The organism is Nostoc edaphicum CCNP1411 (assembly GCF_014023275.1).
Lineage (GTDB): Bacteria > Cyanobacteriota > Cyanobacteriia > Cyanobacteriales > Nostocaceae > Nostoc > Nostoc edaphicum_A.
Window position 1 is genome coordinate 213398 of sequence record NZ_CP054697.1, and the last position, 25850, is coordinate 239247.

Here is a 25850-nt window from a genome sequence, read left to right on the forward strand (position 1 = left end):
GAAAGCCCACTTCGGCTACGCTCAGTGCATCGCCTGTCCTAATTGTGGAGAACAAAAAAGAAGATTTTTGAGACACGTAGTGCGAGAACTTAGCAGCGTCTTTATTTGGAACAAGAGCTTTTAAGTTATTGGTTCCCTTTCCCCTTCCCCTTTCCCCTTTAACCTTCTTCATTAGCCTCATTTAAACTTTTAAACCTTTCAGATATTTATTCTTCGGTGATCGAACGAGAATTAAAAAGTGAATTAAGCAGTTTTACGCGGTCTACCTGGCTTGCGCTTGCCTGAAGACTTTACATCAGCCTTTTTAGTTTTCGGTGACTTGTTGGCAGCATTGTTAGCTTTGCTTGAACGAGTAGTACGTTTTGGTTGTGGTGAAATTTCTTTAACTGGAGGCAGTAATCTTAATATAGGGAATGAGATAATAACTGCTTCGTTACTTGTGCGATGAACAACTTCATCCTCTAACATCCAAGGATCTGGCAATTTTTCAAAAGTCTGAACTTGTTGTGGTGTGATTACTTGTGATACTGATGGGATTGTAGAAGCCGCTATATTTAGATTGCTAACCGAAACCACATTACTAGCATGAGCAGACGATACAAATAGTCCATTAATGAATTGGAATATAACGAGAGTAACGAATGCCCAAAAGATGACTTCGATTGTCAAAGTGAGTAGAGATTGCATATCCATGATTTTTTCTCAACTAATTATTTGTAATTTTCAATTAATTTACGCAAAGCGTCTTTGAGCTTTGTCCAAATATGAAGCGGATTTGAACATATCCTCTCTTCAAGAGAGGGCTTCACTCTAAATTTAGCGTAGCGTATCTTTGATTTAATCTAACTAAATTCCTTTATTACTTTAAAACTTAGTTACAAAATAAAGTAGGTTTTAGTATTTACCTATTTGAAGATTTAAAGTATTATATTTATAAACTTATTTTCCAAAAATAAACATTGGGTTAAGTCTATGGTTAAGATTTGATTGGTTAGCTAATTCTGGAAATAAAAGATTCTATTCAAACGAAAAATAAAAGTAGTCGTCACAATTAATTGAAAGTATGCCTAGCCCAACTACCGACTTAGTGCGCTCTTACCTCAAAGAAATCGGACGCTACCCTCTGCTAACTCCTGAGCAAGAAATTACAAATGCTAGGCTTGTGCAGCAGATGATGGCGATTGAAGAACAGCGCTCAAATCTCGCACTTCAACTAAACCATCAACCAACCACAAGAGAATTAGCTACCTCGCTTGGGCAAAGCGAAGCTGAAGTACAGTCAATCATTCAACAAGGTCAAAAAGCTAAAGAGAAAATGGTGACAGCTAACCTGCGGTTGGTGGTAGCGATCGCTAAAAAGTACCAGAATCACAATTTAGATTTTCTTGACTTGCTCCAAGAAGGGGCACTGGGACTGCAACGAGGAATCGAAAAGTTCGACCCTAACAAAGGCTACAAACTATCAACCTATGTTTATTGGTGGATTACCCAGTCAATAACACGGGCTGTAGCAGATAAGTCTCGCACTATTCGTTTACCAATTCATATCAACGAGAAATTAAACAAAATCAGGAGAGTACAGCAGCAACTATCTCAATCTTTGGGTCGTCCTCCAGTTGTAGCAGAAATAGCCGAATCCTTAAATGTATTGCCCAATCAAATACGGGAATACCTTCACGTTTCCCGCACTCCAGTCTCGCTAGAAATGCGAGTCGGGGATGAGCGTGAAACTGAACTAGCTGATATTTTACCGATGGATGGTATTTCCCTGGATGAGCAAATAGCTCAAGAGTTTTTACACCAAGACTTGAGCGAGTTGCTGGCATTGCTTAAGCCAAGGCAACGAGAAGTATTGACTTTACGTTTTGGATTGGAAGATAATCAGGAATTGACTTTGAGTCAAGTTGCAAAACGCCTAAATCTTAGTCGAGAAACAATTCGTAAAACTGAACATCTTGCTTTGAAAATTTTGCGCTCTCATCAAAACAAGATTAAAGATTATCTTCTTAATTAAGATTAGCTAAGGGTTGTTGGACTTTAGTTTCATTTATATAAGTCGAACTCGCTACTCCAAAGACTGTAAACAAGTCGCCACTGCTGTTAAAGATGCCTCCAATTGCGGCACTCAGGAGTGCGATCGCGTAGCCAACATGAATCAGTGGCATCGCCTCTGCTTAATCCTTGGCGAAGAACCATGAGATTGTCAGATCAAGTCGCAAGTTACAAGTCGCAAGTATACTTCGCACTGAATCATGGGCTTGAAACAAGGACATTTTATGTCTGGCACTACATCAATTGACATAATTCTTTTTTTTGAAGTGGGCTTGTATTCCACAACTGAAGTTTTTTATCTTACTTGCGACTTGCGACTTGTTTTTGTTACTGTTTCAATCAAATGGTGTATGAATATATTGCTATCTAGAAACTATCCTTATAAATAGAACACCAAAGAAAGAACCGATGCCCAGCAAAACTATTGAAGTCCGAGAGTACACCGTTAGAGCGCACAAGCGGGAAATTCACACTCGCGTTTTCAACTTCGTATGTAAGCAGTGCGAACAACCCACACAACGAGAAACCTTTGGTGTTCGACCACTCTACTGTGAGCAATGCCGTCCGCCACAAGCGCCCAAGCAATCGAAATTAGTCCCTATAGGCAAGAGGAAACCTAGAGCGATGAACTATAAGAGTGGGAAGGATATAGCTGGGTGATTTTTTGTTTTGAGGTAAGGGCGATCACCAACAGAGGGCAGTTACGCCATCGCACGAAAGTGAGTGAAGCAGGTAGTTATGTGTGAGGTTACGGCAGTTGCATGAAGTGGCTAGCCGTGACTCTTCTGTGGATTCGCTGTTGCAGGGGTTGGGGATTTTGCCAAACCATATCTATCATCCTCCTTGCAGGCAAAGCTGTTGGCGGCTGTTGAGAGAGAGAACAACCTGGTTTGGAAGCAGCAGAAGTAATGATACAGCTAGTAAACAATGTTTTTTAATTGCGTTAGCGACACGCAAAGCGAGTCCGTGTACTCTTACTCTTAAGCAAGCTACGCTTTTAGCGTCTCATAGAGAGCGTCATTGCGAATTGGTATTAGTACCATTGCAATCAGATACCCTTGAAAGACCTACTCAGGACTGAAGCACAAAAGTGATCCGTTGAGACTCAGTGTAAGAGTATGCGGCAATTTCACTATCTTCTCTCACTCAATGATTATCGTTATTTTTTAGGAGATAGCTGGCTTTTTCTAGTTGTTTATCAAGAAAGGCAGAGGGCACTTATGCTGGAGGCTCAGTTGGAATACTGTTTTCAACACTGAAGCCCGTGACAATCATCGAACTTGCGGTTTAAGACCCCCACCAAATTTTCAATTTGGTAGTCCCAATTTAGGAGGGGTTGGAATCCCCTACAAAACATTGAACCTTCTCCCAAGGGGGAATGGCACTAAGATAACGCCAAACCAATTACCTATAAGGCTTTTGGGTGTCGGGTGTCGGGTGTCGGGTGTAGTGAAGAAGGAAAATATTTATGTTCGTACTCGATATTTGGTTTTCTTAATTTTTCCCTACACCCCACACCCTACCCCCAACACCCTGCCTACACAAGCTTTCAGCTTTTCTTCGTGCCATTCTCCCAAGGGGAGAGGCTTCGCCATCTGCCCTCAGCAAGAACTGCCTTCTTCCATTTTTTTACTGGCATAGGCGCTGAAATAATCTTTCACCTTTTCATCCCCCACCCCAGCATTGAGGGTTGGGGAATTCAATGCTAATCTGTATTTGATAGTAATGTAAAAAGATAATTTTTTCTAGCTAGTTAAAAATATTAATCATGATTTTTTACTCAAATATTTTGAATTAAGAAAGAAATTCCTTTTTAGTGATTACTAGTAAAGACTAACCAGAATTTCTTAATTTTATATTGCTAGAGTGGGCGTATTTACAGGAGATGAAATTTTAAATGTTAATCCTGATCGAGATAGCAACTAATCCTACATATACAAGATATATCCAAATTTCTTTGCTGGCAATAATACTTGGCGGTTTTCTACTAGCTACAATTGTTGGTTCAATTGGCTGGTATATCTCTAAGCGCCCTGCTGGTTGGGAAAATGCAGAGACTCCAAACTGGATTGTACAACTTACTAAAAATCTTAATAAACAGAAGTCATCGGATAATTAGAACTGAGATAGTTAGATGAAAATTTATCAGGAAAGGCAGAGGGCAGGAGGCAGAAGGCAGAAGGGAATTCTGATTCCTGCCCTTTGCTACGACCGGAGGGAGTAAGGGTTTAAGACCCCCACCAAATTTTCTTGTTTTGTGGCCCCAATTAAGTACGGTATTGAATCCCCTACAAAACATTGAACCTTCCTTCTGCCTTCTACCCTCAGCAAGAACTGCCTTCTTCAATTGTGAAATTAATTAAATTAACCATAAGGAAAAATCTTACAAAACCGTCATCATAATTTATCTAAAATTGTTTAATTTCCGATGTCTTTGTTAGCATTCTGCTACCTAAAGAAAGTTAACAAAGGAGAATATAAGCATGGAAGCAGAAGAAGTATTGCAGAGGTATGCAGCAGGACAACGTAATTTCTGTGGGGTAAACCTTCAAGGAATATACATGAGAGGGGTGAATTTGAGAGGAGTAAACCTTAGTTGGGCTGACTTAAGTAAGGCTTCTTTGATGGATGTTAATCTGAATGAAGCTGATCTGCGTGGAACTTGCTTCAAAGAATCTTTTCTGATATTAGCAAATCTAACTGAGGCAGATTTGAGTTATGCTAACTTCACATCAGCTTATTTAACTTTAGCTAATTTGAGTCAGACCAATCTAAATCAGACGAATTTCACTAAAGCTAACCTCACGAAAGCCAATTTGACCGGAGCAAGATATCTAATTTCAACTAACCTTCATCAGGTTATAATAACTGATGCGATTATGCCAGATGGAAAAGTACACAGCAAAATGAGTTTGTGGAAAAAAACAGGTATTTGTCTAAAAAGTTGGACAAAGAATGGATTTTATAATTGCTCTCATGTCAAACAGTGATATACTAAGTTATTCCTTTAACTTCTGTAGGCTATCTATCAGAAGCAAGGTAAAAACAAGAGTATAAATCCGGGACTTTGCTACAACTGTGAATGAGACAAAAGTCTCTAAGTTAGAATACCCAGCGCCTGTTTATCAACTTTTATTTTTTATCTGTGAATTGCGGATATAAATAAAAGTATTATTAAAAAGATTGTAGTTTACACCCTTGGTTGTTATGCCAGCAAAATTTTACATTCAGACAGAGTGGGCAACTGGTTTTCTTCACTAAAAGTAGGCAGAAGTCCTACATAAGTTGCGTATCTGGAAGAAAAGGAAATGGCTGGTCAATAATTACCCGCTATTTAGATATTTAGAAAAAATCCATCAGTATCAAAGTTGCGTATATCTTTGACATGCAGACTGAAGAAAAGTGAGTTGCAGTATTGCTCTCATTGTAAATAGCACCCTGGAATTGGGAACTATAAAACGAAGAACTGATCGGGATTTTTTCTCTCTTCTGCTCATACCTGTTGAATGTCTCATTCAATTGGTAATCTTTCAGATATTTTCTAGTCTTATTTCAACCCCTCAAAGCTATCAGGAGTAAATATGCAAGCAACAAACGTAACTCTGGGAATTCCCAACCTCAACACTATGAATACCCAGGATTATATTGAAATAGAACAACAATATGGTGCTGATAATTACCATCCTTTAGATGTAGTCATTACTAAAGGGCAAGGAGTGTGGATATGGGATATAGAAGGTAAAAAATACCTAGATTTTCTTTCAGCTTACTCAGCATTAAATCAAGGTCATTGTCATCCCAAAATCCTTGCAGCCATGATTGAGCAAGCCGAGAAAGTTACACTAACTTCCAGGGCTTTTCGCAATGACCAATTGGGAAGATTTTATGAGAAGCTTTCTGAGATTTCTGGTTTACCTAAAGTGCTACCCATGAATTCGGGAGCCGAAGCTGTGGAAACTGCTATCAAAGCCATTCGGAAATGGGCTTATAAAATAAAAGGTGTACCAGAAAATCAAGCAGAAATTATTGTTTGTAGTAATAATTTTTCTGGACGCACTATTAGTTTAATCAGTTTTTCCACAGAAGAACAATATCAAGATGGATTTGGGCCTTTAACTACTGGGTTTAAAGTTATCCCTTTTGGTGATGCTGAGGCTTTAGAAAAAGCGATTACTCCTAACACTGCTGCATTTTTGGTAGAACCAATTCAGGGTGAGGGAGGTATTATCGTTCCTCCCAACGGGTTTTTAAAGCAAGCAGAACAAATCTGTCGCCATCATAATGTATTACTGGTTTTTGATGAAATTCAAACTGGGTTGGGAAGAACAGGTAAAATGTTTGCTCATCAATATGAGAATGTTAAGCCAGATGGCATAACTGTAGGAAAAGCTTTATCTGGTGGATTTTATCCAATTTCTGCGTTTATTTCTACTGACGAAGTGATGAGTGTATTTCAACCAGGAGATCATGGTAGTACCTTTGGCGGAAATCCATTAGCTGCTGCTATTGGAATTGCAGCACTGGATGTTCTTATAGAAGAAAATTTGCCAGAAAAAGCTGCTCAACTAGGAGAGTATTTCATCACGAAATTACAATCAATTGAGAGTTCATATATCAAGGAAGTGCGTGGCAAAGGGTTATTAATTGGGATGGAATTGCACCCCAAAGCTGGTGGTGCTAGACGTTTTTGTAAAGCCTTAGCTAAAGAGGGATTATTAGCTAAAGAAACTAGAGATAATGTCATTCGTTTTGCTCCACCCTTAGTTATTTCCCAAGATGAAATAGATTGGGCATTGGAGAAAATTGAGCGAGTTTTGACAACCACTTGTTAGTTTAGCGTAAATTGAGTATGATGGGTGAATTGTAGTGTTTAAAAAGTCATTAGTAGCAAAATTGAACAGTCCTTTCATCCAACTCATGAGTATCTGGAAATTGCACGTCAAGTTAAATAAAAGACGGCAATCTGATCCTGGTTTGTCCTGGTACGACCACTGCGAAGCGCCTAGTACGTTGGCGAGACTTGCCTTCTAGTCGCTATGCAGACCGTATAACTTTTATTTTCAATAAAAAGGACAATCTACCATGAATCGTGAAGAACTTTTGCAACAGACTGTGCAAGCAATTGACATCAAAGCTTTCGATGTTGTTGGCTTAGTGGAAGCTATGGGTAAAACAGCTTTCCAAGGTCGAAATTTGGGGCGGGCAGCAAAAATTTATGACGCAATGCTGCAAGATAAAGAATGTACGATTATTCTGTGTTTAGCTGGGTCTTTGTTTAGTGCTGGACTTAAGGGAATAGTCCACGATTTAATTACTCACAATATGGTAGATGCGATCGTGTCTACTGGCGCTAACATTGTTGATCAAGATTTCTTTGAAGCGTTGGGTTATCGTCATTATGTTGGCGACCCCTTTGCTGATGATGAAGTGTTAAGACAGCAACGGATAGACCGCATATATGACACCTACATTGATGAAGATCAACTGCGGGTGTGTGACATGACGATCGCCGAAATCGCCGAGAATTTAGAGAAGCGTCCCTATTCTTCACGGGAATTTATTGAGCAGATGGCGGTTTATTTAGAACGTCGGGGTAACTATGGTCAATCTGTGGTGCAAGCAGCCTACCAACACCAAGTCCCAATTTTTGTACCCGCTTTTAGTGACTGTTCGGCTGGCTTTGGTTTAGTGCATCACCAATGGAATTCTCCAGAATCTCATTTAAGCATTGACTCGGTGCGAGACTTTAGGGAGTTGACGCAGTGCAAACTAGCTTCCAACTACACTGGTTTGGTGATGATTGGTGGTGGTGTACCGAAAAACTTCGCCCAGGATACGGTGGTAGCTGCGGAAATGCTGGGGTTTGATACGAGTATGCACAAGTATACAATTCAAGTCACTGTCGCCGATGAACGGGATGGGGCTTTATCTGGTTCTACTCTCAAAGAAGCGCATTCTTGGGGGAAAGTAGATAAAGCTACTGAACAAATGGTGTTTTCTGAGGCAACTGTAGCGTTCCCGTTAATTGCGGGGTATGCGTATCATAAGGGGAACTGGCGCGAGCGCCAACCACATCATTTAGCTGAGTTATTCACTAAACCTCAACCCAAGGTAGTGACTGTATAGCAAGCAATATTTAAGGAGCAAGGGAATTCCTCTTGCTCCCTATTTTTGCATCTAAGAAGAAGCTGATGTGTAACTTACCATTACTTGGGTCGGTTTCTACTGTTGAACCGACACCGAACACCTCACGGATTAAATCAGATTGTAGTACATCTTGAGGCGTTCCTACTGCTCTTATTGTTCCATTATTGACAACATAAATGCGATCGCAATAACTAGCAGCCAAATTCAAATCGTGCAACGCTGCAATAGTAGTCACACCCAACCCCTTCACCAGTTCCAAAAGTTCTAACTGATAGCGAATATCAAGGTGATTAGTCGGCTCATCGAGAATCAAAAACCGTGCTTGTTGAGCGATCGCGCGTGCAATCAACACCCGTTGTTTTTCTCCACCAGAAAGGGAAATAAAACTACGTTCTGCAAAGTCATTCATTCCCACCTGTACCAAAGCATCGAAGACTATGGAGTGGTCTTTTTCTGTCTCGCGGTCAAATAACCCTAGATGAACGTTACGCCCCATCAGTACCATTTCTGCAACAGTAAAGTCAAATTCAGTCGATGCTTCCTGCAAAACAACTGCTGTAGCTTGTGCCATTTCACGGGCACTCAAATGCCAAATATTCTGACCATTGAGGATTATCACCCCACTATCTGGCTTGAGGACACGATACATACATCTGAGCAAAGTTGACTTACCACTACCATTAGGGCCAATCAGCCCGACAAACTCACCTGACGACACTTGCAGATTGATGTCATGTAAAATCTGCTTTCCCTCAATACTCCAGGATAGGTGTTTCACCTCTAATTTCATTTTCCACCACCTTTACCTTGCATCAACCAAATGAAAAAAGGAGCGCCGAAAAGTGCCGTAATAATCCCAATGGGCAGTTCCTCTGGGGCGACAATGGTACGTGCTAGAACATCTGCCCAAATTAAGAAAATTCCGCCCAGCAGCAGACTCACAGGTAACACCCGGCGATGATCTGAGCCGACGAGGAAACGGACGCTGTGAGGAATCATTAGTCCAACAAAGCCAATGACACCACTGACAGCAACTATTACACCTGTCAACAGTGAAGTTACTAGGAATAACTGCTTACGGAAGCGATCGGTGTCAGTTCCCAGAGTCCGAGCTGTTTCTTCACCGATGAGGAGTGCATTTAGCGATCGCGTCTGGAGTAACAAATACCCGATTCCCAAGAACAAAGCCAGCATCGGCAGGATTAAGTCTGTCCACGTTGTTCCCGAAAGTCCTCCCAATAACCAAAACAATACTCGTCGTGTGGCTTCACCACTTCCAGCCTTGATAGCCAAGAAACTCGTTACCGCCTCAAACAGAGACGATACTGCTACACCAATTAAAATTAAGCGGGTGGAGGAGAGGTGTCCTTGTCGTCGTGCTAAAAAGAAAACAACAAAAAATGCTAAGAGCGCACCAAGGAAAGCCCCAAAAGACAGGGCGTACACACCAAAAAAGGAGAAAATACCAAATAGGATAACTAAAACAGCACCCACCGACGCGCCAGAGGAAATACCGAGAATAAATGGGTCAGCTAGGGGATTTCGCACCAGTGCTTGCATGATGACACCAACCATTGATAGTCCAGCACCCACAAAAAAAGCCAATAGCACACGCGGAAAGCGGATCAGCCAGACAATTTGAACTTGTGCTTGCGTCCAGTCTCCTGTAATGTTTGGAAACACTTGGGATAAAGCTATCTGCCATACCCTCAAAGGAGGGATAGGCACTGGCCCAATCATTACCGCCAACGTCAGAGACACCAACAATATGATAATCATTGCTACCATTAGCAGCTTGTAGCGTTGCTGCTTGTTTTTTCTCAATTGCTTTGGGAATAAATTTTTCATTGGTCATTTGTCAGCACTTTTAGAGTCAATGAATTGATGGAGGAGTAACTTTATCATAGTTTTGAGTTGCACATAAAAACTGAGGGAGTGATAAACTTTAAAAAGTAAAAAGAAATGTAAATAAGATGTCTATTTCTTTAACACCTGAACAAATTCAGCGTATCCAGCAGCAACTCCATACAGGTCATTATGCCAGTGCTACCGAGGTAATCGATCAGGCATTGAAACTCCTAGAAGCCAGCACGGAAGAGCCTCAGCGCGGTGAGAAAATGCTAAAAATGTTTGAGGAAACAGGGTTTCTTGGCTCACTACCAGATGCTAATCCAGACCTTTCTAGTAATTATAAATCCATTATTTATACCGAAATTGGATCGCAACATGATTCTTGCTGATACAGGATTTTTTGTCGCTATTGCCAGTACAAAGGATCGATATCATTCTCTAGCAATTGCGGGACTGGAAACGATCAACGAGCCAATCATTACTACTTACCCAGTTATCACTGAAACTTGCTACTTACTATTAAGAGAAGCAGGTAGCAAAGTTCCGCCCAGATTTCTCAGGAATTTCATTGAAAGCAAAGACTTGACTATATTTAATTTAGAAATTATTCATTTACAGCGAATTGCAGAGTTGATGGAAACCTATAGTGACATACCAATGGATTTTGCTGATGCTTCTTTAGTAGTTCTAGCAGAACATCTTGGAGAAGGGCGAATTCTCAGCAGTGACAGGCGAGATTTTTCGATATATCGATGGCAGAACAGCCGTCGATTTAGTAATTTGATGTTTGCAGATAGTTAAGAATATTTTCAGGAATTATGAAACAATTTTCCTTAGCATTAGTTATTGGGCATTGAGCATTGGGCATTAGAAAATAGGCAGAGGTGCGGGGGGCGGAGGGGAAAACTCTTCTCCCCTGCTCCCTGCTCCCCTACTCATTTAAACTTCTCTGGATATAAAGCCTCTGCTAACTGCCTCACCCCTGCGACATTCCTAATTCCTGGCATCGTGTAACTAAAACCGATGACAATAAATTTATCTTGTTGCACTGCTTTTAACTGAGAGTAAGCAGGGTTTGATTTAAGTAATCGACGCTTCTCTTCGGCAGATGACCAGTTAGCATCAATGAGAACAATCACATCTGGTTGACGTGCAATTACATCTTCCCAATTAACTGTTACCCACGCTTTTTTTTCTTGGATATCTTTGAATATATTTTCTCCACCGGCTAATTCAATAATATGATTGGGTATTCCCCAGTTAGAAGCAGTTACGGGAGGATCTTCAGAATCATACCAGAAAATGCGCTTTTTGGTTGTCACTTTCCCTAGCTTTTGTTGGGTTGCTTGGAGTTGCGATCGCAGTTGCACAATTAACTTTTCTGCTCGTTGTTCTACTGCAAAAATCTGCCCGATTTCTCGGATTTCTTGATATAAATTCTCCATCGTCACGCGCTCAGGTCTAAGTTCTGGGCGATCGCATTCAATGGGCAATAAATAAGAAGAAATACCTAGTTTTAGTAACTCTGATTGTGACCCTAGTGCTTCTTTGGCAAAAGCGCTTTCCTCAGTGGAGAAGACAAAATCTGGCTCAACCCCCAAAAAAACTTCCCGTGACGGGTACTTTGGCGCTAAAACGCGAATTTGGGAATATGCTTGTTGGTACTCTGGCAAAATCGGATTATCCAGGTAGGCTGTACCAACCATCTGCTTTTCTAAACCCAGCGCTAGCATGACCTCCGTCGCCGATTGCATCATGGTGACAGCACGTTGTGGTGGTTGTTTGTAAGTAATTGTCAAATCACAGTTCTTAAGTGTAAATGGGGTATATGGTGTTCCATTAGAGGTAATATAAGTTGGGGCAGTGACATTTCCTGCACACCCTGAAACCATTCCCAGCATCAGCACTGCTAAGACTGCAACAAAGGGTTTAAATATCCAGATCCGGCGATGTAATTTACTCACACACAACCCTCTTCAAATCCTCTTAAGACAACAAAATCGTAACGAATTAACTTTAGAAACCTCTGCGCTCCTTTGCGCTACGCCAGTTGCTTCAAGTCGGGCATTGCCCGCCCAACGCACTGGCTTAACTTTGCGTTCCTCTGCGTTAAAAATTTTTACCTATTAAAACTCAACTGACACTGTTCCCAACACTGTAAACGGTGGTGCAGGGTCAATACTATACCCATCAACCTCATAATATTTAACATTTGAAATATTCTTGAAGTTGACTGCAAATCGATAATTTTGCCGTCGATAAAAGATAGAAGCATCCGCTCGTAAATAACTTGGAAGTTGAAACGTATTCGGTAAATCCACCTCCTGCTCCCCAACAAAATACAATCCAGCACCAAATCCTAATCCCTGCAAACTACCACTTTGCAGCTCATAAGTTGTCCACAATCCAGCGCTATGTTCTGGGACACCAAATAATCTGTCTCCTACAGGAATCACATTATCTTTTGTCACTTCGCCATCAATGTAAGCATAGTTGAAAATCACTTTCCAACTTGGTGATATTTCACCTGCAATATCTAATTCAATACCTCGACTGCGTTGTTCTCCCGTTTGGATACTAAATAAATCGTCTACTGGATCTGGTGTCAATACATTCTGCTTGGTAATTTGAAAGAATGCCAAAGTTGCAGAAAGTTTATTGTCAAGAAAATTCTGTTTCACCCCTACCTCAAATTGCTGGGTAGTTTGCGGTTCAAATTCTTCAGTTGTCCGACTTCTGGCTTGAAATTGGGGAGAAAAACCATTAGACCAATTGAAGTAAAGCGAAGTAGCATCGCTTGGTTGATATATAACTCCAACTCGCGGCGAAAATCGAGTATTTGATTGTTTATCGAGAATATCGCCACTCACACGGCCTTGACGACTGTAATCATTAAAGTCCAAGCGACCACCTAATAAAACTTTGAAATTAGGTGTAAGTTCAATTAAGTTCTGCGCGAATAAACCAACATTCTCGGAGACAATTTTTCGACCAAAGGGAGAACCATCTTCTACAGGAGTAGGAGTTCCACCATATTGCGGGTTAAAAATATTTATTGATAGTTCAAGGTCTGGGGCAAAAATGTAGTTAAATAAATTTCGAGCTAAATCTACTCCAAATAGCACATTATGGCGAATAGAACCAGTAGAAAACTTGCCAGAAATTTCGTTTTGGAGAGTGATATTTTCGTGTTCCTCATCCGAAGCGTAAAAAGAACGGTCTAATGTCTGACGATCTTCTCGCAAAGAACCAGGAGATACCTGTCTTGCGTCATTCAAATTAGCACTGAGGACATTAAATCCTTGGCGAAATTTCCAGTTGTCGTCAAATTCGTGTTCTAATCTATAGGTTAATGAGTTAAATGTCACTTCCCCATTAGCAAAATTGGGTTCTCCTAAAAATCGATTGCGCCCAAGTTGGAGAACTTCTGGCTCAATAGGAAAACCATTATCAAAAACAAAGTTATATTTCTGGTGTTCGTATTCAAAGGTGAGTTTAGTGCGATCGCCTACTTTGATCTCTACCACAGGGGAGATAAAAAAGCTGTCATACTCAACAAAATCACGAAAACTGTCAGAACTTTCATAGGCGACGTTCAAACGATACAGCACTGATTTATCATCTGTCAGTGGGCCGCTAATATCTAAAGTCGGACGCAAAAAGTTATAACTTCCATAAGTTACACTCGCGTTGTAATAAGGCTCTACAAGCGGCTTTTTGGTAGTTGTATTAATAACACCACTTCCACCTGCATACTGTGTTGGGCTACCACCATAAAGTACCGCCGCCGGCCCTTTGAGAATTTCCAACCTCTCGATATTAGCCACATCTCGCGGACTGAAGTAACCATAATCGGGAAAGCCATTGCGTAAAGTTTCAAAATTGGTGAGAAACCCACGCACCCGAAATCCTAATGACGACAATCCCCCGTATCCCCGTTCTGGTTGTACACCACTAACGTTATCCGCCAATTCCGAAAGACGCACAACATTTCGATCTTCAATCACCTGACGGGGAATGACTTGAATTGATTGGGGAATATCCCTGAGTTGTGCATCTGTCCTTGTTGCAGTGCTAGCATCGGGTACTGAATATGTATCGCTCTCCCCCGTCACTGTCAGTTCAATCGGTTCATTTGGTGGTGTTTCGCTAGTAGGTGATGTGACTGGTATGACGACAAAAATTAACCCTTCATCGCTGTCATCTAACTCAACTTTTGGTATAGCGGTTTCACCTGTTACTGTTACCCGGATACTATTTGCATCTTGATTGGTGACGACTAATTCTGTAATTCCTGCAAATGGTTTTTCTTGACGAAATGAATTACCAGCAGGTAAACTTAGTTGCGCGTTAGGAATATCGACAATAAAGTTATTTTCCTCAGTTTTAGTGGTAACTTGCAACTTATCAGATGCAGGAGTTTCTAATATTATTTCTAAATTGCTAGGAGTTTTGTTGAGACGTATTCCTGTCACTTGAATGACTGGATTTTGTTGCTGTGCGAATAAGTCTTTAACGCTTGTGTGAGGAAGCTGTATTTCACTTAATTGAGGAATGTCTTTAATCGCTATTTCTTCTGCGTATACAGGGAAATTAGTAAAAATTGATATGGTAGAAGTTAGCCACAGATAAGCAAATAAACTATGTTGTTTCACCCTCGATCCTCACACCGTTGACGGTAAATTACACCACAAAGTAGATACTGTGACAATAAGTCAAAGTACTACCTATGTCAAAAGACATAGTGTCAAACTACGCTAAAGCAATCTTCAATCATGCGAGAGAAACAAGATCCCCGACTTCTCAAATAAGTCGGGGATCTGAACACCACGTATTTTCATAAATTCATGTAAAATTCTGCCAAAATGTATTCTATTAACGTTGATAATTTATCATTTAAACTTTTCTGGATACAAGGATTGAGCTAATATTTTAACTCCTTTAGCAAACCTGACACCGGATGTACTGTAGCTGTAATCAATAACTATAAATTTATCTTTTTGGACTGCGCTAATTTCCCCATAGGCGGGATTTGTGAGAAAAAATTGTCGCTGTTCTTTCGCAGGCGACCAACTCGCGTCACTCAGAATAATTATTTCGGGATTACGGTTAATTACATCTTCCCAATTAACGGTTATATAAGTACCTTTAGCTTTTTCTTGAAAGATATTCCGTCCTCCGGCAAATTCCAATATTTGATTTGGTAAACTATCAACAGTGACAGTGTATGGTGGACTTTCACTAGCATACCAAAATACACGTTTGGGAGGATTCACTTTGCCCAATTTTGTTTGAGTATCTTGAAGTTCTTGTTTTAAAGCAGCAATTAATTTAACAGCGCGATCGCTTACTCCAAAAATCTTACCAATATCCTGAATTTCACTATAAATATTTTCTACCAAAGCTCTTTTTTGTGGACAAACTTCTATAGCTCCTGCTGCCAAATATGAGTTAATATTTAAGCTAAGTAACTCTTTACGTCCACCGATAGCATCCTTACCAAAAGCCCCTGGAAATGACCCATAAACAAAATCTGGCTCTGCACCTAATAAGACCTCTTTTGAGGGATATTTATCGGCAATGACAGGAATTTGAGAGTAGGTTTTTTGGTATTCTGGCAGAATGCGATCGTCTAGATAAGCTGTACCAATCATCTGTGCTGATAAACCTAGTGCTAACATGATTTCTGTTGCAGGTTGGTTGAGAGTAATTACACGTTTTGGTGGTTGTTTGTAGGTAATAGTAATACCACAGGTTTCAATTGTAACTGGGGTAAATTTAGCAGCTACAGGTTGCAGATTTTTAGTATTTTCTACCTGCATCTGACAAGCAGTCATTATCACTAATAAAGCAGTTATGAGGAAACGTATATAGCGATTTCGCCACCAAGTAAAATCAGGAAGTTTCATTATTAACCCCCTTAAAAGTCAAACGACACTGTTCCTTGGACTGTAAACGGTGCGGCGGGGTAAATAAAGTAACCATCTAAAGTGTAGTATCTGACATTGGAAATATTTTTGAAGTTCAACCCAATTTTATAGCGATCGCGGCGATAGAAAATAGCAGCATCGGCTCTGACGTAAGAAGGTAGCGTTAAAGTGCTTGGTAATCTAGTCTCCTGTTCTCCTACAAAAGCTAGCCCCAGTCCGAATCCTAGCCCTTGTAAATTACCACTTTGAATTTGATACGTCGTCCACAGGCTAGCACTATTTTCGGGTACACCATACAATCTGCTACCAACAGGAATATCCTCGTCTTTTGTCACCACAGCATCGGTGTAGGCGTAGTTAGCAATGATATTCCAACCCGGTAAAATTTGTCCTGTAATGTCTAATTCTACCCCTCGGCTTCTTTGTTCACCTGTGGTAATACTGAAATTCTGAGGATCAACAGGATCTGGAGTCAATACATTCTGTCGAGTAATTTGATAAAATGCTAAAGTTGCCGAAAGACGGTCTTTAATCAAATCTTGCTTAATTCCCACTTCAAATTGTTCGCCAATTTCTGGTTTAAACTGCTCGTCTGTCCGGCTTCTAGCAGAAAAATTTGGGAAAAAAGAGTTTGACCAATTGAAGTAAAGTGAAGTTGTTTGACTAGGCTGATAAACAATACCAACTCGTGGGGAAAATTGCGAATTTGATTGTTCGTTAATCGTCGTATTGGTCACAGTATCGTTTCTGAATAGTTCATTGCTATCAAAGCGACCACCAGCCAGAATTTTTAAATTAGGTAGAACTTCGATAAAATCTTGTATGTAAAGAGCTATATTGTCTGAACCAAATTTTCTCCCTCTAGTTGGTGAGGATGGGAGGACAATATTTGCGCCATACTGTGGATTAAAAATATCAATTTTGATATCATCCCCACTAGTAAAATTGTAATCAAATTTGTAACGAGAAAATTCTATGCCAAACAGCAGGTTGTGACGCAAAAATCCTGTTTTAAATTTTCCGATAATTTCATTTTGCAGAGTTAAATTATCATTTACTTCATCAGATGTGCTGGGGTTGATATTAGCAGTTCTGCGGTCATCTTCTAGAGCAAATAAAAATGTTGATTTACTATTTAAATTAGCCTGGACTAAGTTAAACCCCTGGCGAAATTTCCAGTTATCACTGAATTCATGTTCAAAATTATAAGTAAATGCAGTTGAGTTGACATTACTTGCATTAAAATTGGGTTCTCCCAAAAATCTATTTCTGGGGAGTGTTAAAAATTCTGGTTCTGGAAGGAATCCGTAGTTAAAGTTGAGATTGTAGTTTTGGTATTCAAATTCTAGAGCGAGATTGGTACGCGGCCCAATTTTCCAAGTGAGTGCAGGGGCGATAAAGAAACTATCATTTCTAGTAAAGTCGCGGAAACTATCTGCATTTTCATAAGCGACATTTAGGCGATAAAGAAGTGATTTATCTTCTGTGAGTGGCCCAGTCAAATCAATTGTAGAGCGCAAAAAGTTGTAACTTCCGTATTTAACGCTGGCGTTATAGTAAGGTTGTTCGAGAGGCTTTTTTGTGACAGCATTGACAACACCACTTGGAAGCACAGACTGACCACCTCCATATAAAACTGAGGCTGGGCCTTTGAGGATTTCAAACTGCTCAACATTAGCGATATCACGAGGTGTCACATAGCCAAAATCTTGAAACCCGTTGCGTAAGTTGCCAAAATTTGTTGTAAACCCGCGAATGCGAAAGCCTACGGAGGGTAGAGAACCATAACCTGGTTCTTGCTGGACACCCGCCACATTATCAGCTAAATCGTTGAGTCTGACTACGCCCCTATCCTCAATCACTTGACGCGGGATGACTTGAATAGATAAAGGTAAATCGCGTAGTGGTGCTTCTATTTTAGTGCCGGTGGTGGCGGTGGGGACATTATACCCATCTCTCTCTCCTGTCACAGTCAATTCAATGGGTTGATTAGCTTCAGCCGATGGTTGTGTTGCTGGCGTTTCGCTAGTTGGTTTATTTGGTGTGACAACAAAAATTAAACCTTCATCGCTGTCATCTAACTCAACTTTCGGTACACCCGCTTCACCTGTCACAGTTACTCGGATACTATTTGTATTTATGTTACTAACAGTTACTTCCGTAATTCCTGCAATTGGCTTTTCTTGACGGAATGAGTCACCACTAGTTAAGCGTAGTTGAATATTAGGAATATCTGCAATGAAATTATTCCTTTCAGTTTTATTAGTGACTTGCAACTTATCGGATGTAGGAGTTTTTAAGATGATTTCCAAACCGCTAGAGGTTTGGCTCAGACGTACTTCTGTAACTGAAATAATCTCTGTCTGCTGCGCTAGCCAGTCTTTGGTATTAGTGTGAGGACGTTGGATATCACTAAGTTTGGGAATATCTTTGATAACTATTTCATCTGCATAAACTGGATAAGTAACTAAAATTATTGCAGCAGATGTTAGCCACAAATAAACTGATAAATTAGGCTTTTTCACCCTACTTTCTCACACCACTTGCAAAAATGACACTCACCACATTGCCAAAAAATCAGTAAGATAATTACTGATTTTTACTATAGACAAATATTACTTGTGACAATAAGTTAAAGTAGTATCTATGTCAAAAGACAGAGTGTCAAACTTAACTCAAGCTCACTCTGTTTTTGTTGGGAAATGAAGATTTCCTCATCTTTGAGCTAATGCTATGGCTGCTGGCAAAAGGTTAGTATTTCTTATCTGTTGACTTGCTAATTTTCATAGTTTGTAATATTTTACAAGTTGTCTTTTGACAAGACAGCTTATCTCTGCATTATTACTTTATATCTATTTGCAAGAATTAAATCTTTTTTATCTCCTAATTGATATATACTATCAACTAGATTAAGATGCTCAAACTATGTCAACCGTAAGTCTTCATGCTTGCTACCTTTTTTGGTGACATTTTGCAAAGGAGTTGCAGCAGGGGGAAAAGTTGGTATTGTTGCCAGTTGTATTACTCCAAACCCACCCACTGTTTTGAAAGGTGATGACAGATAGCAAAAATAACTACAACCAACACCAAAAGCCTAAAGGATGGGGGTTTACGTTTTTTGGAGAGACACCCCAAACTCCCGAATTAGAAGAAAAAACCCTCAATAATGGCTCTTTTGTGAACACAGGTAAATCTTTTCCTTTAGCGATCGCTAGTGTGGGAGAGCGTTTAGCGATCGCTAAACTCAAAGGGACAGAAGGTACAGTCCGTCGTCTGATTGGTATGGGATTAGTTCCTGGAAGTGAACTTCAAGTGATTAGTATTGCCAATGGTTCTGTCATCATTGCACTTGGTGATAACCGCATTGGTTTAGGGGTAGGTATGGCACAGAAAATACTATGTACCAATTTAGGGACTTCCAACTAAAAAAATATACCATCACGCCTGTCAGCAGGGGAGCAGAGGAGCAGGGGAGCAGGGGAGAAACAGAAAATATGGACTGACTAAAGTATAGAAGATGGAAACAAGAAAATATGTCCACATCTTTGACATATTTTTGCAATAAGTTTGTAAATAATAAGTGCGATATTCTATGTCATTAAACAAAGTTTCATAACTAGACAGATATGAAGCTGTTATATCTAGAATGCCAGCCAGTTATGGTTTGTGAATTTTTCCTATCTCTTTTAAATAGCGTTACTAAATATACCGAGCTTTACAAACAAAAATGAGTGAAAAAAGACAACTACGTGATTTAGCTGTGGGCTGTACGGGGCGGGTGGTTGGTTATGAAAAAGCTGCCCGTAGTTATAAAGGAAAATTGCTGGCGATGGGACTGACACCTGGTACAGAGTTTACTGTCACCCGCCATGCACCTCTGGGAGATCCTGTAGAAATCCAAGTGCGGGGTTTCAAATTGAGTCTGCGAAAAGACGAAGCCAATGCTTTATTTGTAGAGGAAGTAACACAATGACGAAGCAGATAATTGCATTGGTAGGTAATCCTAATTGTGGTAAAACTACTTTATTTAATGCCTTGACAGGTGCTAATCAAAGAACTGGTAACTGGCCTGGTGTCACAGTGGAACGCAAAGAAGGCAAATATATCCACAAGGGGAAAAACATTACTGTTGTTGACTTACCAGGAGTTTATTCTCTGGATGCTGAAGATAGTGACACGGGACTTGATGAACTGATAGCGCGAGATTATCTGCTTGCTGGTGAAGCGGATGTGATTATTAACATTGTTGATGCTTCCAACTTAGAACGCAACTTGTATCTGACTACCCAAATCATGGAAATGCGCTTACCGATGATTGTGGCGTTGAACATGATGGATGTGGCTAAAGACAGGGAAATTAAGATAAATCCCGCCCTACTTTCACAGCGTCTTGGTTGTCCGGTGATTCCCATGAGTGCAACATCAGGTAAGGGAGTTCCAGAATTACAAGATGCGATTAATCAATCTTTCGTTAACTTATTAGTACCACCAACCTACGTTGCTTACCCTGCCGTAATTGAAGATGCGATCGCGCAATTAGTCCCTTTCATCACAGAACATAGTCCCAACCGCACAGTAGATCCCCGGTGGACAGCCCTGAAACTTTTGGAATACGAGGATCGAATTGCACCAGAATTGAGGAGTAAGGAATTAGAGAGGATAGTTGTAGAACACCGACGACAAGTCCATCAAACCCTCGATGATGATTTAGATATTATCATCGCCGATAGTCGTTACACCTTTATTCGTAACTTAATTCAAGGTGCAGCCGAACGCAGCAGAGAAGTTAAAACTAACATTTCCGACAAAATCGACCAAGTGGTACTCAATCGCTGGTTGGGTATACCAATTTTCTTGTTAATCATGTACGTGATATTCACCATATCGATTCATGTCGGTGGTGCTTTTATTGACTTTTTTGATATTAGCTTTGCCACGATTTTTGTTGATGGTTTCGGTAAACTGCTGGAAAACATCAATGCACCAGGATGGCTGATTGGACTATTAGCACAGGGCGCAGGTGGTGGGATTCAAACCACAGCCACTTTTATTCCCCAAATAGGCATGATGTTCTTGTGTCTGTCGGTGTTAGAAGATACTGGCTATATGGCACGGGCAGCCTTTGTGATGGATCGGTTGATGCGTTTAATTGGGCTTCCTGGTAAATCCTTTGTCCCGATGATTGTGGGTTTTGGGTGTAACATTCCCGGAATTATGGCGACGCGGACATTAGAAAATAAACGCGATCGCCTGATGACAGTGATGATGAATCCCTTCATGTCCTGTAGCGCCAGATTGACAGTTTACGCCCTATTTATTGGTGCTTTCTTCCCCGTTGGCGGTCAAAATATGGTTTTAGGTCTTTACCTATTGGGTATCTTAGCCGCCATATTCACCGGACTGATCTTGAAAAATACCATTCTCCAAGGGGAAGCCGCGCCTTTTATCATGGAACTACCCCCATACCATATACCCAAGATTAAAGGTGTTTTTTTGCGTGCAGGCGATCGCCTCAAAGCTTTCATTACCAAAGCCGGCATTGCTATTGTAATTATGGTGATCGTCCTGGGCTTCATGAATTCTGTTGGTACTGATGGCACATTCGGCAAGCAAGATAGCAAAGATTCGATTCTCAGTGCCATGAGTCGTACAGTCACACCAGTATTTACACCAATGGGAATTACTCAAGATAACTGGCCTGCTACCGTTGGTTTAATGACAGGCGTATTTGCGAAAGAAGTGATGGTTGGTACGATGAACTCTCTGTATACGGGATTGGCAGAAGCAGAAAAAGCAGCCACAGCAGAGCCAGAAAAACCCGAAGAATTTAGTTTTTGGGGTGGTATTAGTAAAGCATTTGCTAGCATTCCAGAGAATTTGGCAAAACTTCCCAGTCAACTATTTGACCCCCTTGGTTTAAGTGCAGCCAATGTTTCGACAGACCAAAAACAAGCCGCAGAAGCTCAAGGTGTATCTGTTAGCACTTACGGCGAAATGTCCAAACGGTTTAGTAGTACATCTGCGGCTTTCGCCTATCTGTTGTTTGTGCTGTTGTACTTTCCCTGCGTTTCTGCGACGGCTGCACTTTACCGGGAGACAAATTTTGGGTGGACGATATTTGCTGGATTGTGGACTACTGGTTTAGCTTACTGGGTGGCGGTTTTATATTACCAACTGGCGACATTTACACAACATCCAAGTTCTTCTATTGCTTGGGTAGTGGGATTAGCTTTTGTTATGGGGATGGCAATTTTCGGACTGAAGATGGCAGGTACTACACGTACAAGAGAAGTTATTAGTCATTAGTCATTTGTTACTGACTAATGACAAAAAATGGAGGACAAAACCATGATATTAAGTGAACTACAACAATTCCTTACCCAACACAAAAAAGCTTCTCTTGCAGATATGCAACTTCACTTTCGCATGGATGGAGACGCTTTACGAGGAATGCTGAGTAAGCTAATTCGTAAAGGTCGAGTCCGTAAAATGGCGGATGGGAAAAAGTGTGGTGGATGTCACAGTTGTGAACCAGAGGCAATTGAATTTTATGAATGGGTTTGTTAAAGTTCCGCGCAAATAACCCCCAATGGTTTAGTTTTTGTCGTCTTTCCTTCCATTATCCTTACCAAAATCACCATTTTTGAGGCAGCTTCTTCCTTTAGGTCTCAAGTTTTAATGAGTGTCTTTGTTCGATACTTACTAACGATAATGTAAAGAAAGATAATCCTGATATTGGTTTACTTATTAAGCTCGAAAAGAACCTATCCAACCCATAAGTTTGTTTCCCTGATTTGCTGACTACAACTTCATCTCCTGCAAGCAAATATACCTCATTCGCACGAAACAAATGCTTGCGAAAAAATAGCCAAAACAATGTTGCCCAAGGGATTACTGTATGAAATAATCTCAACATCGAAGGGTAACTACCACCAGTGCCTGTCCAACGGGAGATTCCCAGCATCGTTACTCTCCCATCCATTGCTAGCATTGCCATTATTATCTGGTTCAATTGCCGCATAGTCGTAGCGTTTATCTGCGGTAGCAAGCATTAGACTTGTCCTAAAACTCCAAAGGCAGACTGTTCAAAGCTTTGAGAGCAAGCTTTGATATCTTCGTGAAAACGTAATCATAAGGCTTTGAGATAGTTAATGATAGTTTAGAGCCATCAATAATACTCCCTAGTTATCTAAGTTAGTATTACTATTAATAGTAATTAATTTGGTAAAACTAGACTACCAATTCTTAGCCTAACTAACCCACAAACTGTTAAAATAATTTGTTCATAAGTATCAATACTTAAGCGAAATCTTTGTGAGGCTATGCGGAATATTTTCAGCAAGCGAATCAAATGCTCAATAAATATCCGATTACTAGATGAGGCAGAAGGAATATTGTTCCGCTACAAACGCCGATTGATTCTAAAAATGTAAAATCAAGCATCTATCGGATCTTGATAGCTATATTTCTCCTAGTATTAGCGATTTGAGTGGAAATCATTCAACTGTAAACTTTATCGGAGGACGGCCTTTCTCTACCGTAACATTGCTGAGGTGATGTCACAGGAGTATCTGCGCCGTATTTTTAGATGGGAATTAAAAATCTGTTTACTGCTGGCGGCTTAGTTATGTGGCCGCTATTGGTATTTTCTATATTGGCGGTGGCGTTAATTATTGAACGTGTTAAGTTTTGGGTGAGAATTAATAGCCGTCAAAGTCGTGTAATTAAAGAGGTATTAAAACTCTATCAGTTAGAGAATGTAGTGGCTGCAATAGATAAACTCCGGCAAAATATTGATTTACCCCTCGCACGGGTTTTTTTAGCAGCGTTGGAATTAGAAGAACCAACTCCAGAAGAATTTCGTTTAGCTTTAGAAAGTGAAGCACAAGCTGAGATCCCCATACTCAAACGGTTTCAAAATATTTTTGACACCATCATTGGTTTAGCACCACTATTCGGTCTACTTGGTACAGTCTTAGGGTTAATTACTTCCTTTGCTTCTTTGAATATTGGGGATGTAGGAGGTACGAAAACCGCAAACGTTACTAGTGGGATCAGTGAAGCTTTGGTGTCTACAGCATCTGGATTAATAGTTGCTATCTTTACATTGTTTTTCGCCAACTCCTTTCGCGGACTTTATAGCCGGCAAATATCGTTGTTTCAGGAATATGGAGGACAGTTAGAATTACTCTATCGCCGCCGTGATAAACGAGGAGAAAAAGCCTATACCTCTACAAAATGAACACTATATCCCAACAAATTATGCCTTTAACAAAAAATGAGCAAAATTTCAGTTTTTGGTAAAAAAGCTCGGTTAAACGACATCATTTTTAGATTTCTTCATCCCAAGGAGCAGGTTTGCTGAATTGAAACTAGTCCAATTGAAATCAACCCGTGGGGAATAGCACCAATTGAAATTAAACCATGAGGGGAGATGCCAATCGATAATAAAGCATCATGTGGTGCGATACCGATGGATAGCAGCTTTAATTTCTTTCGCTTATTTTGTCCGTCGGTCATATAACCTAAATTTAAATAGAGGCATCTAAGAATGCTAAATAACTCATTAATATCTGTCAAAAGACAAAGCGTCATACTTGACACTATCTGACATGTACAGAAAAAGTGCAAATTCTGTCAGATATGAATTCGTATTTGTCCAAGCTTAGGGCCATCTACGTCCATTGTTTGTATGGCTTCAAAGCAAATATCGCAGTCATTAAGCTGAAACCAATCATTTCTCAAATTGGTATCACCTATTCCCCATAATGTGTACCTGCCACTTTCCCTCGAAACACAATGTAATTGTAGATGTTGTAGAACAACATAATGGGAATCAGAAATCCAATGAAGATAATCATGAACACTAATGCACTAGGTGCTGCCGCTGCCTGATAAATGGTGATACCTGGGGGGATGATATAGGGAAAAACAACTAATCCTAAGCCCACAAAGGTAAGTAGAAACAGCAGCACTGTCCAAACCAGGGGAGTAGTTTCTGCTTTGCGGTTCAGGCTTTGAATCAATAACCCAATCAGCAGCACGCCTAGCACGGGAATGAGTGAAAATAGATATACTTCTGGTTGGTGAAATAACTTTGCCCTGGCATTTTCATACACAACAGGGGTGGCGATGGTGATTAAGATTGCACCTATAAGGGTTGTCCAAGCAGCGAGTTTTGCTGTGCGGTAATGGGATGTTTGCAGTTCTCCCTCAGTTTTTAAGATGAGATAGGTGGAGCCAATCAATACATAACCCTGGATTAATGTCAAGGCAACTAAGAGCGATCGCCAATCCAGCCAGTCCCACATACTACCAATAAAGTGACCCGATTCATCCACCTTAATGCCTTCTAAAATACTCCCCAAGGCAAATCCTTGAAACAGCGCCGCCATGAAACTCCCAACTCCAAAGGCGACATTCCAAAACACTTTGTTTGTAGAATGCTCTCGAAATTCAAAGGACACAGCCCGAAAAATCAAGCCAAAGATCATGCCAAAAATGGGAATGTAGAGCGCATTCAGAATAGTGCCATAAGCCAGAGGAAATGCCCCAAACAGCGCACCCCCCATCAACACCAACCAGGTTTCATTGGCATCCCAAATATTACCCAAACTCGTCATTAAAATGTCGCGTCGGTCGTCATTGGAACTGGTTAGCGATAGGATGCCTACGCCTAGATCAAACCCGTCTAACATTACGTAGAGAAATAAAAACAGAGCTAAGATGACAAACCAGACCTGCGCTAAAAAGTGTTCTAGATTCTCCATACAATTACCGAATTATTTTACCTATTTGATTTACGAAAAAGATAAGGTTCAAAGCCTTGTCCCTGGCGATAGCGCAGCGTCTGCACTGAGTTTCGACTGC

General features: G+C 40.5%; 23 protein-coding genes and 3 pseudogenes. 13 read left to right on the top strand and 13 right to left on the bottom strand.

The window, feature by feature from the left end; genetic code table 11:
* Window positions 1-243: 243 nt before the first annotated feature.
* Window positions 244-693, bottom strand: a complete 450-nt coding sequence (locus tag HUN01_RS02520; protein WP_181927309.1) for a hypothetical protein — start codon at window positions 691-693, stop codon at window positions 244-246.
* A 370-nt stretch (window positions 694-1063) separates the two neighbouring features.
* Here HUN01_RS02520 and HUN01_RS02525 point away from each other — a divergent pair, with 370 nt between their 5' ends.
* Window positions 1064-2014: an RpoD/SigA family RNA polymerase sigma factor gene (locus HUN01_RS02525; RefSeq protein WP_181927310.1), complete on the top strand. Its 951-nt coding sequence runs from the start codon at window positions 1064-1066 to the stop codon at window positions 2012-2014.
* On the opposite strand, the gene HUN01_RS02530 is transcribed toward HUN01_RS02525, so the two are convergent.
* Window positions 2007-2165 carry a hypothetical protein gene (locus HUN01_RS02530; RefSeq protein WP_181927311.1) on the bottom strand — a complete coding sequence of 53 codons (159 nt, stop codon included), beginning with the start codon at window positions 2163-2165 and terminating at the stop codon, window positions 2007-2009. The two genes, HUN01_RS02525 and HUN01_RS02530, sit on opposite strands and share 8 nt — an antisense overlap.
* Before the next feature lie 295 nt (window positions 2166-2460).
* On the opposite strand from HUN01_RS02530, the gene HUN01_RS02535 reads away from it, so the two are divergent.
* Window positions 2461-2712: a hypothetical protein gene (locus tag HUN01_RS02535; protein WP_181927312.1), complete on the top strand. Its 252-nt coding sequence runs from the start codon at window positions 2461-2463 to the stop codon at window positions 2710-2712.
* 88 nt (window positions 2713-2800) lie between these two features.
* On the opposite strand, the gene HUN01_RS02540 is transcribed toward HUN01_RS02535, so the two are convergent.
* On the bottom strand, window positions 2801-2980 hold the full coding sequence (locus tag HUN01_RS02540) for a hypothetical protein (protein WP_181927313.1): 180 nt from the start codon (window positions 2978-2980) through the stop codon (window positions 2801-2803).
* Between the two features lie 969 nt (window positions 2981-3949).
* On the opposite strand from HUN01_RS02540, the gene psb35 reads away from it, so the two are divergent.
* From psb35 to HUN01_RS02560, 4 genes are all read left to right on the top strand, one after another.
* On the top strand, window positions 3950-4171 hold the full coding sequence (gene psb35, locus HUN01_RS02545) for a photosystem II assembly protein Psb35 (RefSeq protein ID WP_181927314.1): 222 nt from the start codon (window positions 3950-3952) through the stop codon (window positions 4169-4171).
* Window positions 4172-4535: 364 nt separating this feature from the next.
* Window positions 4536-5042: a pentapeptide repeat-containing protein gene (locus HUN01_RS02550; protein WP_181927315.1), complete on the top strand. Its 507-nt coding sequence runs from the start codon at window positions 4536-4538 to the stop codon at window positions 5040-5042.
* 591 nt (window positions 5043-5633) lie between these two features.
* Window positions 5634-6884 carry an ornithine--oxo-acid transaminase gene (rocD, locus tag HUN01_RS02555; protein WP_238845414.1) on the top strand — a complete coding sequence of 417 codons (1251 nt, stop codon included), beginning with the start codon at window positions 5634-5636 and terminating at the stop codon, window positions 6882-6884.
* Window positions 6885-7134: 250 nt separating this feature from the next.
* On the top strand, window positions 7135-8178 hold the full coding sequence (locus HUN01_RS02560; protein WP_181927316.1) for a 1,9-bis(guanidino)-5-aza-nonane synthase: 1044 nt from the start codon (window positions 7135-7137) through the stop codon (window positions 8176-8178).
* Between the two features lie 10 nt (window positions 8179-8188).
* On the opposite strand, the gene HUN01_RS02565 is transcribed toward HUN01_RS02560, so the two are convergent.
* Window positions 8189-8989 (bottom strand): ABC transporter ATP-binding protein, encoded by an 801-nt coding sequence (locus HUN01_RS02565; RefSeq protein WP_181927317.1) that lies wholly within the window; start codon window positions 8987-8989, stop codon window positions 8189-8191.
* Window positions 8986-10047 (bottom strand): FecCD family ABC transporter permease, encoded by a 1062-nt coding sequence (locus tag HUN01_RS02570; protein ID WP_181927318.1) that lies wholly within the window; start codon window positions 10045-10047, stop codon window positions 8986-8988. Before HUN01_RS02570 ends, HUN01_RS02565 begins: the two co-directional genes overlap by 4 nt.
* Before the next feature lie 125 nt (window positions 10048-10172).
* On the opposite strand from HUN01_RS02570, the gene HUN01_RS02575 reads away from it, so the two are divergent.
* Both HUN01_RS02575 and HUN01_RS02580 read left to right on the top strand, forming a co-directional pair.
* Window positions 10173-10439, top strand: coding sequence for a ribbon-helix-helix domain-containing protein (locus HUN01_RS02575; RefSeq protein WP_181927319.1), 267 nt, complete (start codon window positions 10173-10175; stop codon window positions 10437-10439).
* Window positions 10426-10851, top strand: coding sequence for a type II toxin-antitoxin system VapC family toxin (locus tag HUN01_RS02580; protein WP_181927320.1), 426 nt, complete (start codon window positions 10426-10428; stop codon window positions 10849-10851). The genes HUN01_RS02575 and HUN01_RS02580 overlap by 14 nt, the downstream gene beginning before the upstream one ends.
* Window positions 10852-10985: 134 nt before the next feature.
* Here HUN01_RS02580 and HUN01_RS02585 read toward each other — a convergent pair whose 3' ends face one another.
* The 4 genes from HUN01_RS02585 to HUN01_RS02600 all read right to left on the bottom strand — a co-directional run bounded on the left by HUN01_RS02585 (window position 10986) and on the right by HUN01_RS02600 (window position 18505).
* Window positions 10986-12014 carry an ABC transporter substrate-binding protein gene (locus tag HUN01_RS02585; RefSeq protein ID WP_238845416.1) on the bottom strand — a complete coding sequence of 343 codons (1029 nt, stop codon included), beginning with the start codon at window positions 12012-12014 and terminating at the stop codon, window positions 10986-10988.
* A gap of 162 nt (window positions 12015-12176) precedes the next feature.
* Complete coding sequence (locus HUN01_RS02590) at window positions 12177-14705, bottom strand: TonB-dependent siderophore receptor (RefSeq protein ID WP_181927321.1); 2529 nt, start codon at window positions 14703-14705, stop codon at window positions 12177-12179.
* A gap of 237 nt (window positions 14706-14942) precedes the next feature.
* On the bottom strand, window positions 14943-15959 hold the full coding sequence (locus HUN01_RS02595) for an ABC transporter substrate-binding protein (protein WP_181927322.1): 1017 nt from the start codon (window positions 15957-15959) through the stop codon (window positions 14943-14945).
* An 11-nt stretch (window positions 15960-15970) separates the two neighbouring features.
* Window positions 15971-18505 (bottom strand): TonB-dependent siderophore receptor, encoded by a 2535-nt coding sequence (locus tag HUN01_RS02600; protein ID WP_181927323.1) that lies wholly within the window; start codon window positions 18503-18505, stop codon window positions 15971-15973.
* Between the two features lie 529 nt (window positions 18506-19034).
* On the opposite strand from HUN01_RS02600, the gene HUN01_RS02605 reads away from it, so the two are divergent.
* The 4 genes and pseudogenes from HUN01_RS02605 (at window position 19035) to HUN01_RS02620 (ending at window position 22547) form a co-directional block, all read left to right on the top strand.
* Entirely contained in the window at window positions 19035-19406 is a 372-nt protein-coding gene (locus HUN01_RS02605; RefSeq protein ID WP_181927324.1) for a FeoA family protein, read from the top strand.
* A gap of 343 nt (window positions 19407-19749) precedes the next feature.
* Window positions 19750-19953, top strand: a pseudogene (locus HUN01_RS02610) (FeoA family protein); the annotation flags it as partial.
* Complete coding sequence (feoB, locus tag HUN01_RS02615; RefSeq protein WP_181927326.1) at window positions 19950-22286, top strand: Fe(2+) transporter permease subunit FeoB; 2337 nt, start codon at window positions 19950-19952, stop codon at window positions 22284-22286. The pseudogene HUN01_RS02610 and the gene feoB, both read left to right, overlap by 4 nt.
* Before the next feature lie 42 nt (window positions 22287-22328).
* Window positions 22329-22547 carry a FeoC-like transcriptional regulator gene (locus tag HUN01_RS02620; protein ID WP_181927327.1) on the top strand — a complete coding sequence of 73 codons (219 nt, stop codon included), beginning with the start codon at window positions 22329-22331 and terminating at the stop codon, window positions 22545-22547.
* A gap of 100 nt (window positions 22548-22647) precedes the next feature.
* On the opposite strand, the pseudogene HUN01_RS02625 reads toward HUN01_RS02620, so the two are convergent.
* Together HUN01_RS02625 and HUN01_RS02630 are read right to left on the bottom strand one after the other, a co-directional pair.
* Window positions 22648-23001: pseudogene (locus tag HUN01_RS02625) on the bottom strand (transposase); the annotation flags it as partial.
* 195 nt (window positions 23002-23196) lie between these two features.
* Window positions 23197-23361, bottom strand: a pseudogene (locus HUN01_RS02630) (transposase family protein); the annotation flags it as partial.
* 207 nt (window positions 23362-23568) lie between these two features.
* On the opposite strand from HUN01_RS02630, the gene HUN01_RS02635 reads away from it, so the two are divergent.
* Window positions 23569-24222, top strand: coding sequence for a MotA/TolQ/ExbB proton channel family protein (locus HUN01_RS02635; protein ID WP_181927328.1), 654 nt, complete (start codon window positions 23569-23571; stop codon window positions 24220-24222).
* Window positions 24223-24320: 98 nt separating this feature from the next.
* Here the strand turns inward: HUN01_RS02635 and HUN01_RS02640 are convergent, their stop codons facing one another.
* Window positions 24321-24500, bottom strand: coding sequence for a hypothetical protein (locus HUN01_RS02640; protein ID WP_181927329.1), 180 nt, complete (start codon window positions 24498-24500; stop codon window positions 24321-24323).
* 236 nt (window positions 24501-24736) lie between these two features.
* Window positions 24737-25750: a cytochrome d ubiquinol oxidase subunit II gene (gene cydB / locus HUN01_RS02645; RefSeq protein ID WP_181927330.1), complete on the bottom strand. Its 1014-nt coding sequence runs from the start codon at window positions 25748-25750 to the stop codon at window positions 24737-24739.
* Between the last annotated feature and the right edge of the window lie 100 nt (window positions 25751-25850).

Coding starts and splice junctions, on each gene's coding strand:
- HUN01_RS02520 (WP_181927309.1), bottom strand. CDS start 693: ATGGATATGCAATCTCTACTCACTTTGACAATCGAAGTCATCTTTTGG.
- HUN01_RS02525 (WP_181927310.1), top strand. CDS start 1,064: ATGCCTAGCCCAACTACCGACTTAGTGCGCTCTTACCTCAAAGAAATC.
- HUN01_RS02530 (WP_181927311.1), bottom strand. CDS start 2,165: ATGCCACTGATTCATGTTGGCTACGCGATCGCACTCCTGAGTGCCGCA.
- HUN01_RS02535 (WP_181927312.1), top strand. CDS start 2,461: ATGCCCAGCAAAACTATTGAAGTCCGAGAGTACACCGTTAGAGCGCAC.
- psb35 (WP_181927314.1), top strand. CDS start 3,950: ATGTTAATCCTGATCGAGATAGCAACTAATCCTACATATACAAGATAT.
- HUN01_RS02550 (WP_181927315.1), top strand. CDS start 4,536: ATGGAAGCAGAAGAAGTATTGCAGAGGTATGCAGCAGGACAACGTAAT.
- rocD (WP_238845414.1), top strand. CDS start 5,634: ATGCAAGCAACAAACGTAACTCTGGGAATTCCCAACCTCAACACTATG.
- HUN01_RS02560 (WP_181927316.1), top strand. CDS start 7,135: ATGAATCGTGAAGAACTTTTGCAACAGACTGTGCAAGCAATTGACATC.
- HUN01_RS02565 (WP_181927317.1), bottom strand. CDS start 8,989: ATGAAATTAGAGGTGAAACACCTATCCTGGAGTATTGAGGGAAAGCAG.
- HUN01_RS02570 (WP_181927318.1), bottom strand. CDS start 10,047: ATGAAAAATTTATTCCCAAAGCAATTGAGAAAAAACAAGCAGCAACGC.
- HUN01_RS02575 (WP_181927319.1), top strand. CDS start 10,173: ATGTCTATTTCTTTAACACCTGAACAAATTCAGCGTATCCAGCAGCAA.
- HUN01_RS02580 (WP_181927320.1), top strand. CDS start 10,426: ATGATTCTTGCTGATACAGGATTTTTTGTCGCTATTGCCAGTACAAAG.
- HUN01_RS02595 (WP_181927322.1), bottom strand. CDS start 15,959: ATGAAACTTCCTGATTTTACTTGGTGGCGAAATCGCTATATACGTTTC.
- HUN01_RS02605 (WP_181927324.1), top strand. CDS start 19,035: ATGACAGATAGCAAAAATAACTACAACCAACACCAAAAGCCTAAAGGA.
- feoB (WP_181927326.1), top strand. CDS start 19,950: ATGACGAAGCAGATAATTGCATTGGTAGGTAATCCTAATTGTGGTAAA.
- HUN01_RS02620 (WP_181927327.1), top strand. CDS start 22,329: ATGATATTAAGTGAACTACAACAATTCCTTACCCAACACAAAAAAGCT.
- HUN01_RS02635 (WP_181927328.1), top strand. CDS start 23,569: ATGGGAATTAAAAATCTGTTTACTGCTGGCGGCTTAGTTATGTGGCCG.
- HUN01_RS02640 (WP_181927329.1), bottom strand. CDS start 24,500: ATGACCGACGGACAAAATAAGCGAAAGAAATTAAAGCTGCTATCCATC.
- cydB (WP_181927330.1), bottom strand. CDS start 25,750: ATGGAGAATCTAGAACACTTTTTAGCGCAGGTCTGGTTTGTCATCTTA.